This window comes from Chryseobacterium sp. 6424 (genome assembly GCF_003692615.1).
Lineage (GTDB): Bacteria > Bacteroidota > Bacteroidia > Flavobacteriales > Weeksellaceae > Kaistella.
The window spans coordinates 1912117-1926031 of sequence record NZ_CP023540.1; the positions used below are offsets into that span (position 1 = coordinate 1912117).

10 protein-coding genes are annotated in these 13915 nt (G+C 43.9%); 3 read left to right on the forward strand and 7 right to left on the reverse strand.

Annotated features, from left to right (window positions below; all coding sequences use genetic code 11):
- Nucleotides 1-15 precede the first annotated feature (15 nt).
- The 5 genes from CO230_RS08965 to CO230_RS08985 form a co-directional block, all read right to left on the reverse strand.
- Nucleotides 16-987: a chorismate-binding protein gene (locus CO230_RS08965; RefSeq protein WP_122028292.1), complete on the reverse strand. Its 972-nt coding sequence runs from the start codon at nucleotides 985-987 to the stop codon at nucleotides 16-18.
- A gap of 3 nt (nucleotides 988-990) precedes the next feature.
- Complete coding sequence (locus tag CO230_RS08970) at nucleotides 991-1413, reverse strand: PaaI family thioesterase (protein ID WP_122028293.1); 423 nt, start codon at nucleotides 1411-1413, stop codon at nucleotides 991-993.
- A 5-nt stretch (nucleotides 1414-1418) separates the two neighbouring features.
- Nucleotides 1419-1985: a 1-acyl-sn-glycerol-3-phosphate acyltransferase gene (locus CO230_RS08975; protein ID WP_122028942.1), complete on the reverse strand. Its 567-nt coding sequence runs from the start codon at nucleotides 1983-1985 to the stop codon at nucleotides 1419-1421.
- A gap of 356 nt (nucleotides 1986-2341) precedes the next feature.
- On the reverse strand, nucleotides 2342-4045 hold the full coding sequence (locus CO230_RS08980; protein ID WP_122028294.1) for a PspC domain-containing protein: 1704 nt from the start codon (nucleotides 4043-4045) through the stop codon (nucleotides 2342-2344).
- A 4-nt stretch (nucleotides 4046-4049) separates the two neighbouring features.
- The gene (locus tag CO230_RS08985; protein WP_122028295.1) at nucleotides 4050-4421 is read right to left on the reverse strand and encodes a PadR family transcriptional regulator; all 372 of its coding nucleotides are present in this window, start codon (nucleotides 4419-4421) and stop codon (nucleotides 4050-4052) included.
- A gap of 216 nt (nucleotides 4422-4637) precedes the next feature.
- On the opposite strand from CO230_RS08985, the gene CO230_RS08990 reads away from it, so the two are divergent.
- Nucleotides 4638-6668: a TonB-dependent receptor gene (locus CO230_RS08990; protein ID WP_228438105.1), complete on the forward strand. Its 2031-nt coding sequence runs from the start codon at nucleotides 4638-4640 to the stop codon at nucleotides 6666-6668.
- 39 nt (nucleotides 6669-6707) lie between these two features.
- Here the strand turns inward: CO230_RS08990 and CO230_RS08995 are convergent, their stop codons facing one another.
- Nucleotides 6708-10919 (reverse strand): T9SS type B sorting domain-containing protein, encoded by a 4212-nt coding sequence (locus CO230_RS08995; protein WP_122028296.1) that lies wholly within the window; start codon nucleotides 10917-10919, stop codon nucleotides 6708-6710.
- A 93-nt stretch (nucleotides 10920-11012) separates the two neighbouring features.
- Here CO230_RS08995 and CO230_RS09000 point away from each other — a divergent pair, with 93 nt between their 5' ends.
- Nucleotides 11013-12236, forward strand: coding sequence for a dicarboxylate/amino acid:cation symporter (locus CO230_RS09000; RefSeq protein WP_122028297.1), 1224 nt, complete (start codon nucleotides 11013-11015; stop codon nucleotides 12234-12236).
- Between the two features lie 103 nt (nucleotides 12237-12339).
- The gene (locus tag CO230_RS09005) at nucleotides 12340-12825 is read left to right on the forward strand and encodes a DUF421 domain-containing protein (protein WP_122028298.1); all 486 of its coding nucleotides are present in this window, start codon (nucleotides 12340-12342) and stop codon (nucleotides 12823-12825) included.
- A gap of 192 nt (nucleotides 12826-13017) precedes the next feature.
- On the opposite strand, the gene CO230_RS09010 is transcribed toward CO230_RS09005, so the two are convergent.
- Entirely contained in the window at nucleotides 13018-13860 is an 843-nt protein-coding gene (locus CO230_RS09010) for an MBL fold metallo-hydrolase (protein ID WP_122028299.1), read from the reverse strand.
- Nucleotides 13861-13915: the final 55 nt, after the last annotated feature.

Genomic DNA, 13915 nt, shown 5'->3' on the forward strand with positions numbered 1-13915 from the left:
CTTAAATCATTTGGTTTAAACGAAAATCATGTTATTGAAAACTGCTTGTGCCTTAAGTTCTGTTTCCTGCCACTCTTTGGCAGGATCACTGTCTGTGGTGATGCCGCCGCCCACGTATAACAAAGCTGCATTTCTGTAAATTTCCGCGCAACGTAGGTTTACAAAATAATGTACCTGACCGTTACCTTCGATGCGGATATATCCTGCGTATAACTTTCGTGGATGCGCTTCAAAATGTTCGATGGCAGACATGCACAATTCCTTCGGTATGCCACAAACCGCCGGAGTCGGGTGCAATTCGGCAATCAGCTGCTCAAGATACTGTGGGGAAAGCTGTGCTTTGAAATCTGTACGTAGATGCTTGATATTCCCTGAAGGGTGGTCGTATGTTTCAGATTTACGGACGTTGGTGGCATTTTTTTCGAGAATTTGGAAGATAAAGTCGGTTACAGGGTTCTGCTCTTCAATTTCCTTGCTGCCCCATTCTTCGTTTAGCGGAAGCGTACCTGCGAGCGCCATGGTTTCAAACAACCCATTTTTTGGGGTAAACTTTCCTAAGAGTTCGGAAAAAGCGCCTATCCAGCATTTTTCATCTTTAATAAAAAGATAAACCAGGGCATTTGGATAGGTATTGCAAAGTTCTAAAAAAGTGTGTGTCAGGTTTAATTTTCTGTCAAACGCTATTTTTTTCCTGCGCGAGAAGACCAATTTCGGCAAATTGTTTTCCTTTAGAAATGAGATAATCTGTGTAAGTTTCTCATGATACACCGCCTCCGTTTCTTCGGTAAAACCATGAAGTTCCGTATAAATCTCATCGCTATACAACGGGTTTCCCCGCAGTTCGTCCACAGAAATCGGCCGAAGCGCTCCCTTAAAATCCACTGAGGATTTTCCTTCAAATGAAACAAAAGAAACCGTCTCATCACCCATGTCTTCGTGTAAGGAAAGGTAGTTTTCTGCAAACGGAAACTTTAAATACAGGGCCATTCTTTAGCGTGGAATAATGTTGTTGGTCATGGTCGTATGGTTAATCAGGCTGCCTTTTTCATCGCGGATTTCGATTTCGGATACATGCATGGTATTTCCTTTTCGGATGAAGCGCGCGGTACCGGTAACAACGCCGTCTTTCTTGCTACGCAGGTGATTAGAGTTGATATTGGTGCCCACGGGCGCGTATTTTTCGGTATCCACATGCAGTACCGATAGGCAGGAGCCGAGCGTTTCGGCCAAGACGCAACTGGCGCCACCGTGCAGGATCCCGTAGGGCTGATGCACTTTTGGCGTTACCGGCATTGTGGCTGACAGGGAGTCTTCTGTTACATCAGTAAAAACAATATCCAGGGTTTTCCCAAGGTTTTCGCCACCCCAGTTATTCAGTCTGTCGAGGATTTCTTTTTTCTTGCTGTCGTTCATCGTCGTTAGTAGATTTTCGGGTTCCATTTTTCAGGATATTTGGGGGTGATTTTCCGGTAGTATTCTTCCATTTCGCGCATGATGTCTTCGTAAGTGCGGGTTTCGAGATCTTCCACTGAAATTTTATACCCCAAGTAAATGATTTTATCCTTGAAGTCACCTGCGGCTACTACAATCGGTACTTTGGCAGCCAGCGCCATGTGATAAAATCCTTTGCGCCATTTGGGTACCCGACTTCGGGTGCCTTCGGGTGTAATCACAAGGCTGAAGTCTTCTTTTTTAAATTCGTCAACCACAAAATTCACCAGATCATTCTTTTGTGAACGGTCGATACCAATGCCGCCCAGCGCTTTCACTACGGGGCCGTACCATGCTTTGGTATGCTGATCTTTAATAATGATTTTCAAAGGTTTATCAAGCGCCCAGTAAGCAAGGTTGCCCAGCAGATATTCTGCATTAGAGGTGTGTGGCGCGACTACGAGTATACAACGGTTAAGGGTTTGGGCATCGCCTTCAAGCACTATACGCCAACCCACTATTTTAAGCAGGAGTTTTCCTATCAGTTTCTTCATGGTAAAATAAGTTGTGCGTTGGGAATGTGTAAACCCGCCGCGGCTTATGTAAGTTTTAAACAAAAAAGTATAACCAAAGAATGGTTATACCTACAAATATATTGATTATTAATCCTAACTTAAAATAAAGTGCTGACGAAATCGACGATTTTAATTGCGATTTCTAAGACAAATTGTACCATGGTTATTGTTTTTTTGAAGTTGGTATGAAGCAGGTTAAAAATTAACACCACGAAATTAATAAATAAATTACTGGTTTACAATTTATAATGTTAATTTTTAGCTAATTATTTAAGAGATGAACAGGCACAGGGCAAATACCGTGTTTTCACCTTGCCCCGGCCCGCACACTCTCATTACTTAGTTTTGATGGAAATCTCGTTTTTGCCGTTTTTAATGGAGATGTCTACATTCTCCATATTACGCATGTTCAATTTCATGGAGTCGATGATTTTGTCTGCGGCGGCTTTCGGCATTTTTTTACCGTTGATGATCACGCTGTCTTTATCATTAGAATTATACTGGATTGTTGAACCATTGATCTTGATCTTGTTCTTTTCGATAACCACCCCGTGTTGATTGTCATCCTGATCATCATCATCGCCATCACCATCCAGGTCACCGTTAAGGTTCAGATTATTTTCCTTCACCTTGAAAACCTTTGTGTTCATCGGTATTACGAGTTCATAATTCACGCTATAATCACGAAAACGGTGTTCATAAGGGTATTTTACGAAATTGGGCAGTAATATTCTGTTGTCCTGCACTTCTACCGGCGCATTTAGCTGGATTGGGACGTTGTATCCCTTACCTTCTTTTTTGATGATTAGATAAGGTGCCTTTGCATCAGCACTTCTAGAAACATCTACGTAAGGATAATCTTCTTCAAACACCGATTTTTTGTCGGAATAAATATCATCGTCATAGGCGGTGAAGTTCTGGGGAATCGCAATCTGCTTCACGTCAATATATAAACTGTCGGAAGTGGTATTGATGGCTACATTTTCGGTATCTTCCTTATATCCTTTATAAATCATGTCTTTCTTTGCCATATTAATTCCGAAATAGGTCGCGAAACCAATAAGAATTACAAACAGTGCTCCCAATACGTAGCCTACATTACGGAGTTGGGTCTTGGGCGAGATCAGTTTAATGGAAATAAGACTGAATAAAATCGCAGGAATTAAAGTCCCAATCAGCATCATGGCATATAAAACATTGCTGAGGCCATCATCCGCAAACATGAAATTAAACTCATTCATCCCAGGGAAATCTGGGGTACCAAAAATCCCAAAAACAAAGAAGGTCCCAATGATACAGCCTAAAGCCATCAGACCGAAAATACCGCCCAGCGCATACCGGATGACATTCCACAATCCGCTGCCCGCTGTGCTTATATAAGGTTTGTTTTCCTGATAAAGTTCGCCTACACGTTGGGTAGATTCGTTCGCGAATTGTACCAATTTATTCGACTCGTTCTTTAGATTATCGAAATTCATGGGTTTTCCCTTCATTTTCAAAAAATCCGTGGCGGTTTCTGCTTTGGGTAATACAATCCACAGAATCACGTAGATGATGATGATCAGCGTGGTTGAAATAGCAGCCGTGAAAATCCCTAGAATGGCAATGGCTAACCAAATGGCGCGCATAGCGCTCACGTCAACCCCCGCATAATGCGCCAAACCTGCACAAACGCCGGCAATTTTTTGTTTCTCCGGATCGCGGAATAATTGTTTGGTACCGGTAAAGTTGCCTGAAGAAGTGCCTTTCCGCGAGGATTTTTCAGAGAAATAAGCCTCTTCCTGTTCTTCAATCTGTTCTGGTTTTCCGATCTGGGCAATCACTTTTTCCACATCGGCATCATTTATCACTTCTCGTTTTCCGAGGGCATCCTTAAAGATTTCTACCATTCGGATTTCGATGTCGTGCATCACCTCATCAGCTTCAGCCGCATCCAGTGAACTGCGCAGCGCGGCGAGGTAATCGCTGAGTTTGATATAGGCATGTTCCTCAATCGTAAAAGAGAAACCTGCGAGTCCTATTGAGAGTGTTTTGTTCATGGTTTTAAGATTTAGGTTCAAACGAGTTTTGAGGTTCGCCGGAAAGGTTATTGGTTTTGGTGATTTGGTTTACAGAGTCGGTAAGTTCTTGCCAGGTATTCTGCAGTTCTGCCAGAAAAAGTTTTCCTTTATCGGTGATCTGGTAATACTTTCTTGGTGGTCCTCCGGTAGATTCTTCCCATCTGTAGGAAAGAAATTCGCCGTTTTTCAGTCTTGTGAGCAGTGGGTACAAGGTACCTTCCACTACATCTAGTCTTCCTTTTCTAAGCTCATCAATGAGGTCAGAGACGTACATCTCTCTCCTATCGATAAGGCTTAGGATACAGAATTCCAGAATTCCTTTACGCATTTGCGCTTTGGTGTTTTCTGTGTTCATATTGTGGTTATTAATTGGTGATGTCTTCGCTGTAAAACTTTTACTTTATCCTACAATGCAAAGATATATATTTATTTTAGTATTATGCAATACAAAGTAGTAAATTTTTAAAAAAAAATATTAAGAATGAAGTGTATACGCGATCCACAAAGTGCTGAAAGACCTTGAAGGAACTATTTCAGCGTAAAAATGTAACTTTAACATAAATAAATCCAGTTGAAAAAGATAATATTTACCACACTTACGATCCTGCCCATAACGTTACTGGCCCAGAAACAAGATTCAGCTAAATTAATCTCAGAAGTTCGGATTGATGCTTATCATAAACCTTCCGCGTTCATGGCGTCCACCAAATCGGTTTCGGTCGCTGGCTCTTCTATTTTAAATCAAAATCCGCCCGACAGACTGCTTGAAAGTCTCAACCTGTTACCTGGCGCAAAAATGGAAGAACGTTCACCGGGCAGCTATCGACTGTCGGTGCGCGGCAGTTCACTCCGTTCGCCTTTCGGCATCCGGAATATTAAAATTTATCTTGATGACTTCATCTTCACTGATGCGTCCGGAAATTCTTACCTCAACCTGCTGGACCCCGATCTACTTCAGGAAATAGAATTGTACAAGGGCCCTGAAAGTGGTGATTTCGGCGCGGTAACGGGTGGTACAGCGCTACTGAAAACCAAGACAAATGAAGACATCAGCGCTAAGGTTTCAGGCGGGAGCTTCCAGCACTTCAAGGGTGCGGTAAACGTTGCACAACAGTCGGGAAAGCATTTCCTACAGGCCTTAAGCAGCTATACCACGACCGATTCTTATCGTGACCAAGCCGCATTGGAACGCAAATTCTTGTTCTTGAAACATCAATACGCGTACGCCGCCGGCAGTGAGCTACGTTCGATGGTATGGCTTTCGGACCTTCATTATGAGACGCCCGGTGGACTTACACTTGCGCAAATGAAGGCCAACCCCAGACAGGCGCGGCCACAAACACCAACCACGCCCGGTTCAGCAGAACAAAAAGCTGGGATTTACAATAAGATGATTTTCGCAGGACTTTCAAATATTTACCAACTGAACAGTAATATAAGCCATTTAGCAGCCATCCAAGGCAGTTATAATGATTTCAAAAACCCTTTTATCACCAATTTCGAGAAACGGTATGAGCAGCATTCGGCATTCCGGACCCACCTGAACTTAGAAGTGAGGAAACCGCATGCGCTGTATGAAACCAGAATCGGCTTCGAGGGTGCTGCCGGCAAAACAATCATCAAAAACTATGATAATTTGAAGGGAATCGCAGGTAATCCACAGAATTTCGATAATCTAACCACCCACAGCGGGTTTTTGTTCTTGTCGCAAAAAGCAACCTTTGCGGACAAGCTTTTTGTGGACCTTTCCGGAAGTTTAAATTTAATGCAATATCGCTGGCAAAGCACCTTCCCTGAAACAGAAACTGGCCGAAAACGTTTCAATGATGAAATCTTACCAAACTTAGGCGTCACTTACCGCTTTGATGAGAGATTTTCAGTTCGCGGAAAAATCGGGAAAGGTAATTCGGCCCCAACTACGGAAGAAATCCGTTCTTCCGCACAGGAAATAAACAGCGCTTTGGAAGATGAATACGGCTGGAACAAAGAGATCGGGCTGCGCAAACAATGGGGGAATGTATTCTTCACTGAACTCAGCCTGTTTGATTTCCGACTTAAAAACGCTATCGTAAGGCGCGAAAATGAACAGGGGCAGGAGTATTTCATCAATGCCGGCGAAACGGTGCAGCGCGGAATCGAATTTATCGCTGAGACTAAAAGATTTACTATAATGAATGCTTTCCTGAAGGGAATCAAATTGTATTTTTCAGGAAACTTCTATGATTTCACCTTCAAAAATTATCTGAAAAACGGTACTGATTTCTCCGGGAACAAACTTACCGGCGTACCCACGAGTTCTTTAGAATCATTGATCCATCTGCAACTTCGTGATGGAATACAGATAGACATCAGCCATTTCTACACCTCTTCTATCCCGTTAAATGACGCGAATACGGTAAAGGCGGAACCTTCAATGGTCGGAAATATCTCGGCGTCTTATCCCTTCACTGTCTTAGGAAGCGATGCGGTAATGAAACTTGGCATCCAGAACCTTTATAATACAAAATATAGTTTGGGTTACGATATCAATGCTTTTGGCAGCCGCTTTTACAATCCGGCAGCGAGCAGAAGCTATGTGGTGAGCTTTCAGTTTATGCTATAAATGGTTACTGTATTTACAACATATTAATCTAAGTGCAGTTTAATTTCTGTTTTTAAGGAAAACCCAACCGTAGAAAACTCTTCCATCAGGCAATTTCAGTACATACCAATAAGTATCTGTCGGTACAGGCCGGCCTAACCATCTCCCGTTCCAAGTGAGACGGTCTGGTGCCTGCTGCTGATGCACGAGTACCTGCTGACGATCGAATATCTGTACTGTTGAATTTGCCCCATCGAACACATCCAGGTCTTTTACTTCCCAGATATCATTGATGCCGTCTTCATTTGGGGTAAATGCATTCGGAATATTAACGACCACGCCTTTTTTGGGCAAGCCAATGCAATCTTCACCAGAGAATTTTACATAGAAGGTTGTTTGGCCCACCGGAAGATTATAAAATACATTGCCCGTTTGCCACGTCGCCCCATCAATGGAATATAAAATAGTTTTGCTGCCCGTAGCCAGCACGGTGAAGGTGTTTCCGTTAGCGACCAATTGCGTAATGATGGGCACTTCAAAATGCCGGACTTCAAAACGTTCGGTAAAAGTACATCCGTTGGTGGCGACTACACTTACCGAATAAGTGCCGGTAGTATTTACGTTTAGCAATTGATTTTGTGTAGAAATTACCGCACCTGAAGGGTCGCGCCATTCATAGGAAACGATGTCCAAGCCTGTGAAATCGGGTTGTATATCAACGCTGTCATCATTATAAGGACAGAAATAATAATCAGGAAGATCGAACATTGGGGTCCGCTTCAACGTAATATCAATCATACTCAGGGCTGGGCAAAAGCCTGCGTAGCTTACTTTCACAAAAATCCTGTTCCCTGCAGCAGCGGTATAACGGAAACTTCCGGGATCCTGTATTTGGTTGATATTTTGATGGATATCCGCCATCGACTGAAAATATTCGAAGGTTGCTCCGGCGAAAATCTGGCTTTCAAACTGGCGGAGATCAACAATTTCAGTCCCGTCATTTCCGATATCACAAGTTTCAAGTGAGAAAGGCGCATTTGTTAAAAGCGGCACCGGTGTACCTGCACGAAGTTCGACTGTTGACACATCATTACAGCCCGGTATATTCTCTACTTTTACAAATAAGGTAAATGGTAAGGTGGTAGTGGTGAAGTTTTCGGGATTCGTTAGGACATTTATGTTGTTCTGCGCGTCATTCAAGGTACGGTAGAAGAAAAATCGCTGCTCGGGATCGGGGATATCCACCATTCGGGAAGTGTACTGCAAGAGGTTTACCTCATATTGCCCATCAAGATTATGATCACAGATTCCTGAAATAACAGAACTGATGGCTTTTGGAGGAAAATACGTACGAAGATGAATTGGCTTCACCGAATAGCAGCCCGTGTCAATCACCTGAAAACGTGCATACACGGTGACGAGTGATTGTAGCGTAGCCCTGGTATTGCCTATTTCTGTACCTGCCACGCCGGCATTGGCCTGCGCCTCTGTATTATAAAAGCTCACCCGGATTCTATTCAGCGGGGTGGCATTCTGTGCCGGATCAAACATTTGTTCTATAGCCTCAGTAAGTGTAAATGTCTCATTAAAATTAAACTGTTCATCGCAGGTCCTCAAGGTGGCTTCAGTAAGGACTGGGGCTGGTATAAAATCCAGATTCAATAGAATCCTACTTACTGAAAAACAGTCACCGCTTGTAAAAGCTGTTCTTACATATACGATATTCTGTCTCGATGCATTGTAGTTGGTGGGGTTGGTAATTTGGCCGCCAAGTGTTTGGTTCGTGTATGACGTAAAATAGGTAAAGGTTACCGCATCTGTCCCGGAATATATTTCGGACTCGTGTTGACGCAGGTTGTAACCTTCTGTTTCATCATTATTGTTATCACACACCCTACTTCTATTAACAGTGATCTCTGGTACGACTACCGGTGTTGGGGACAGCGTAAAGGTGACCGGATATACCTCGGTACAGCCATTCACCGTCACCCGGATATAGAGTTGGGTTGTCCCGGTTAATGTTAAAGTAGTTACGGGATTGGTGTCATTCTGGGCATCTTGCTGTGTAGGGAAATAGCGTACTGCGGCCGGCTGAGCGCCAGCAATGGGGGAATTATAAGCATTCAGGCTAAAGGTTTCTGTACCGTCATTACCTATATCGCAGCGGCTGAATGTATTTGTAATCGCCACAGGATGTGTCAGTACAATCGTGATTGGCCTTACGGTATAGCAATCCTGTGCCTGCGTGAATCTTACCCAATACCGTTGGGTTACCGAATTGCCATTCTGGTCAATCACTTGTTGCGGAGAAATAGATCCCACACCTGCCTGGGCATCATCATTATTCCGGTGATAGGTAATCGTAATCCCAGTAGTTGGGGCAACAAGCATTGTAGCCGTAAGCTCATCAAGATTAATCGGCACGTCCTCTGTCCCATTAAAACACCGGTTGACGGTTATTGCGTTGGCTTCTACCTCGCTGAAATCCACATCAAGCAGTATCTCACCTACCGAAAAACATCCGCCAGGCTCCTCCACTCTTACATAAACCGCAAAAACACCTTCCCGAACGGTACTCAGTTCAGTGCCAATACCAGTGTATGCTTCCTGATACGTTAGGTAATACCGTATGGTCACATTTGGGTCATTAGAGACTAGTGGCGAAATATTAAGGTTATAATTATAGGGTTCTGCATTATCATCGTTAATATCGCATTTCCTTACTTTAATGGTCAGTGGTGTATTGATCCTCGGCCCTGGGGTAAACTGTACAGTAACAGGACCAAGCACCTGCGCGCAGCCAGATGTTGTGAAGCGCAGCCAAAACTGCATACCGTCCCTAAGATTTACCGTTGTTACTGGATTTCTTGAATTTTGTGCATCAGCCGCCGATAAATGGTAAGTAACAGTACCTGAAACGGCACCTGTGAGTAATTGTGGCGTAAAAGAAGACAGTACGAAACCATTTTCCACCCCATCATTATTGGCATCGCAAACCGTTACCCGATCGGTAGCCAACAATTGGTTGATGAACTGAAAGGTAAGCCTCGCCACACGATAACACTCAGGATTGTCCTGATTCTGGATGCGGACGTTGATTGTCTGCTCTGCACTCAGTGTTATTGTATTTGGCAATGCATTTACACCGTTCTGCGCATCAGCCAGGCTATTGTGATAAGAAAAAATTAAGGTTGATATATCCTGAGAAGTAAGAAATTGACGGTAATCATCAAGATTAACAGTCTCGGATGTTCCTTCAGGCAAACAGAATACTTTGGTATAGTCGCGCGCTACCGGAAAACCGGATGCCAAAGTAACGTTAATACTATCAGTCAACGTAAAAACACTGCCACAGATGTTGTACATTGCTCTGGCGGTGTAGGTAGTGCTTTGTTGTGGACACACATTCAGTGAATTTCCTGTACCGATTCTAGTATTATCAGCCGCATACCATTCTATCACCGGGGATACGGTGTTGCCGGCCGGGCTGAACCTCCAGCCTTCACCATTAGCTTCCCACACACCTGTGTTTCTGTTGGCGGGCGAATATCCCAAGGTTCCATCTGCATTCATGATGCCTAGCAAAGCGTTACTGAAGCGCGCTGTTGCACATGGTAAAGGTTTTCGGTCTATAAATATTTCTATTTCGTTGGTAAACTCAGTCAGTACTATTTGTGTGGAAGAACGGGTTTGGCAGCCAGGCGTTCTGCCTTCAAAAAAATTAATCACGAGTTTTCGGCACGCGCCAGACTGGATAACTGAATAATAAATCTCCGAAGAATCAATGTTAGAAAATACCAAATCCTGCAACACACCAAAAATAGAATTACGGGGCAATAAAGGATTTGGGTTTATAGCTTCGATATTCGGATAACTTATTTTCCCTAGCTGCGAGACGTCAAAAGTCACCAAACCGTTTGATCCAATTACCAGTTGATTAAAGCTTTGTCCGAAAAAACAAAACGTAAAAGGGATATTAACCTGTTGCGCAAATAAATCATCGTAATTAGCATTCAGCGGGGTGCCTGAATTGAAGGGGATATATGGTGTAAACGCAGTGCTTTCTACTTGGTAAGAAGTGGTTTCGCGCAGTGTCGGCAAGTTTGACGTTAAACTGATACAATCTGTAGAATTGAAATTATAGTCACAATTCACAGTTACATCTTCACTACCCCAAGAGTCTGTAATGGTAAATGGAGTACACACCTGCCCTTTATGCAACGCATAATATCCGGTCACAAGAATGATTAAAAAGGTATAAAGATTTTTCATGCCTTACTGTTTTTAAAAAAAGATATACAGCGTTAACGTTCTACAGGCAATTAAATTGTAATCAATTACATTTGTGTCAAAAAAATTATTCGCATGAAGAAACTCATCAATAACTATTCCGCTATTTTCCTGCTTCTGACCGGAATTTTTATCGGAAGCCTGGTCGGCATTTTCGCTCCGCAAGCAGTTATTTACCTGAAACCCCTCGGCGACATCTTCCTCAACCTGCTGTTCGTGAGTGTGGTTCCGCTCGTATTTTTCGCGGTGGCCAACTCCATCGCTTCCCTTGAACAACAGTCGAAATTCGGTAAAATCGTCATCTCGATGATTGGCACATTCCTCCTGTTCATCATTGTTTCAGCGGTTTTCACAATAGTTGCGGTCTATCTTTTCCCCACCGAAGCACTGCCGTCAAATGGCGGCGAAATACCTGAAAGCGGAACCTCGACCTCATGGAATGACCGATTGGTGAGTTTCTTCACTGTAGGCGAATTTACAGAACTTTTTTCCAGAAAAAACATGTTAGCCTTATTAATTTTCGCTTTTCTTACCGGAACCGCTGTGCGCAAAGCTGGCAAACCGGCAGAAATCTTTGCGGGTTTCCTCGCATCGGGCTTCGAAGTGATGAAGCAGCTGCTCCTTATGGTGATGAAAGGCGCGCCCATCGGTCTGGGAGCGTACTTCGCTTACCAGGTAGCGACCATGGGACCAGAACTTTTTGGCTTTTATGCCAAACCGCTGGGTCTTTATTATGTGGCCGGCGCGATATACCTCATCGTGTTCTTCTCCCTGTACGCCTGGACCGCAAAAGGTAGCGGCGGCGCGAAAATCTTCTGGAAAAACAACATCTATCCCAGCCTCACCGCGCTTTCCACATGCAGCAGTTTTGCCACCATGCCCGCGAATCTTCAGGCAGCCGCGCGCATCGGCATTCCTTCATCCATCGCGAATATCGTGATCCCGATAGGCAGCACGCTCCACAAACAAGGTTCCTCCATGTCTTCAATCATTAAGATTTACGTCGCATTCCTGATTATTGGCGAAGATTTCTTTGATCCGATTAATCTCATGCTTGCGCTCGGCATCACGATTTTTGTGAGCATCGTGGCGGGTGGCATCCCGAACGGCGGCTATATCGGTGAGATGCTGATGATTTCGGTGTACAATCTTCCGGTGGAAGCTATTCCGGCTGTGATGATTTTAGGGACACTTGTGGATCCGCTCGCAACGGTACTCAATTCCACCGGTGATACTGTTGCGGCGATGTTTGTCACGAAGATTTCGGGTGAGAAATTCCGTCCGCCACAACTGGAGTGATATTACATTTAGTTTTTAATTAAACAGACCTGGTGCTCAGGCAATTGTCTTAAGTCATATTTTTAAATTTTTTATTTTTAAATAACTTTAAAATAAGTCAGAAATGTTCAATTTTGATCCCGAGACGCTTTTTTCAATAGAAGTTCCCATAGCCGAACTGTTTCTGAGAGGAACCATCATTTACCTTGGAATCTTGCTGCTGATGCGCGTTCTGCTACGGCGGATCGGTGGTGAACTGGCCATGATGGATCTTGTATTCATTATTCTCATCGCCGAAGCCGCCACACATTCCTTTGGAGGATACGAGTCGGTGAGCGAAGGTTTCATCGTAATACTGACGTTGGTTGGATGGAATTTTGCCGTGAACTGGCTGAGTTTCCATTTCCCTTTTATCGAAAAGTTAGTTTCAGCGCGGTCCATACAGATTGTGAAAGACGGCAAACTATTGCGACGAAACATGCGCCGCGAATACATTACGCAGGAAGAACTTCTGGAGTCACTTCACCGCGAAGGTATCGATGATATTTCAAAAGTAAAGGCTGCTTTTGTAGAAGGTGACGGCGCCATTACGTTCGTAAAAAAGGATTAAACCAGTTTCACTTAAACCTGAATATCAACGAAAAACGGAAAGCTGAAAACGTCCGTATGTTTTAGCAAAAACGTCCGTATGTGTTTAGGAAATGTCCTTCGGGTTTTAAATGTATTCTAAAATTTTGATCCCGCTAAAAGAAACGCAGTATAAAAAAAGCTGTTCCGAAAAACAGCTTGATATCATTAATTTTTAAAGGTCTTTGGTCCAAACCCAACGTCCGTGGCTGGGTACCGCTTCTTCTTCCCAGTTTGCAAGCAAATGTTCGATGCCGGATTTCAACTCGGGACCGCTCATCGCCGTGCCGTGACCCGGAACTAAAATCTGTGGATTCAGCGCGGCCAGTTTCTCCACCGATTCGCGTGCCTGGCTCCAATTCGTCGTGAGATAGACCGGCGGACCGCATATTTCTTCTTTTTGAATCAAAACTTTATACAATGAATCCTGCTTCACCGTAATCAGGGCATCTGCCGAGATCAGCACACCGTCCCGTTCCCGGTACAGCGCCACCTGACCGGGAGAGTGGCCCGGCACGTGAATCCATTCCCAATCGATCAAATAGGGAACTTCACCGTTATCCGGTAATTGTTGCAGAACTTCGCTGATGTTGATCGGTTCGTGCGGATAAACCGAAGAAATCTTCGCCAGAACACCACCTTCCACCGACGTATCGGGCTGCGGATAGCTTTCCATTCCTGTTAAAAATGTCGATTCTAAGGAATGCGCGTAAACCGGAACATTCCATTTTTCAATTAAATCAACGATGCTGCCGACATGATCGAAATGTCCGTGCGTCAGGATGATGGCTTTTGGTGAATTGTTCTCTCCGAAGCGTTGTTGCGCGACTTTGATAATTTCCTTCCCCGATTTTGGCATTCCGGCATCTACCAAAACCCAATCGCCACCGGGATTCCCGATCATGATGAGGTTTACGATCTGGTTGGTGTAATAGGCTACATCGGGAGTTACCTCGCGAAGTTTTCCGCTGTCAACCGAGGTCATCGGAATTATCTTGTTGTCTTTGCTTTGTTCCATAATGTGTTTTTTTTATGAAAAGGCGGCAAAATCAGTGCCGCGCAGTTTGACATTG

Bases quoted from the DNA above. Each gene is read 5' to 3' on its own strand.
- CO230_RS08965 (WP_122028292.1), bottom strand. From the start codon at position 987: ATGGCCCTGTATTTAAAGTTTCCGTTTGCAGAAAACTACCTTTCCTTA.
- CO230_RS08970 (WP_122028293.1), bottom strand. From the start codon at position 1,413: ATGAACGACAGCAAGAAAAAAGAAATCCTCGACAGACTGAATAACTGG.
- CO230_RS08975 (WP_122028942.1), bottom strand. From the start codon at position 1,985: ATGAAGAAACTGATAGGAAAACTCCTGCTTAAAATAGTGGGTTGGCGT.
- CO230_RS09000 (WP_122028297.1), top strand. From the start codon at position 11,013: ATGAAGAAACTCATCAATAACTATTCCGCTATTTTCCTGCTTCTGACC.
- CO230_RS09010 (WP_122028299.1), bottom strand. From the start codon at position 13,860: ATGGAACAAAGCAAAGACAACAAGATAATTCCGATGACCTCGGTTGAC.
- CO230_RS08985 (WP_122028295.1), bottom strand. From the start codon at position 4,421: ATGAACACAGAAAACACCAAAGCGCAAATGCGTAAAGGAATTCTGGAA.
- CO230_RS08980 (WP_122028294.1), bottom strand. From the start codon at position 4,045: ATGAACAAAACACTCTCAATAGGACTCGCAGGTTTCTCTTTTACGATT.
- CO230_RS09005 (WP_122028298.1), top strand. From the start codon at position 12,340: ATGTTCAATTTTGATCCCGAGACGCTTTTTTCAATAGAAGTTCCCATA.
- CO230_RS08995 (WP_122028296.1), bottom strand. From the start codon at position 10,919: ATGAAAAATCTTTATACCTTTTTAATCATTCTTGTGACCGGATATTAT.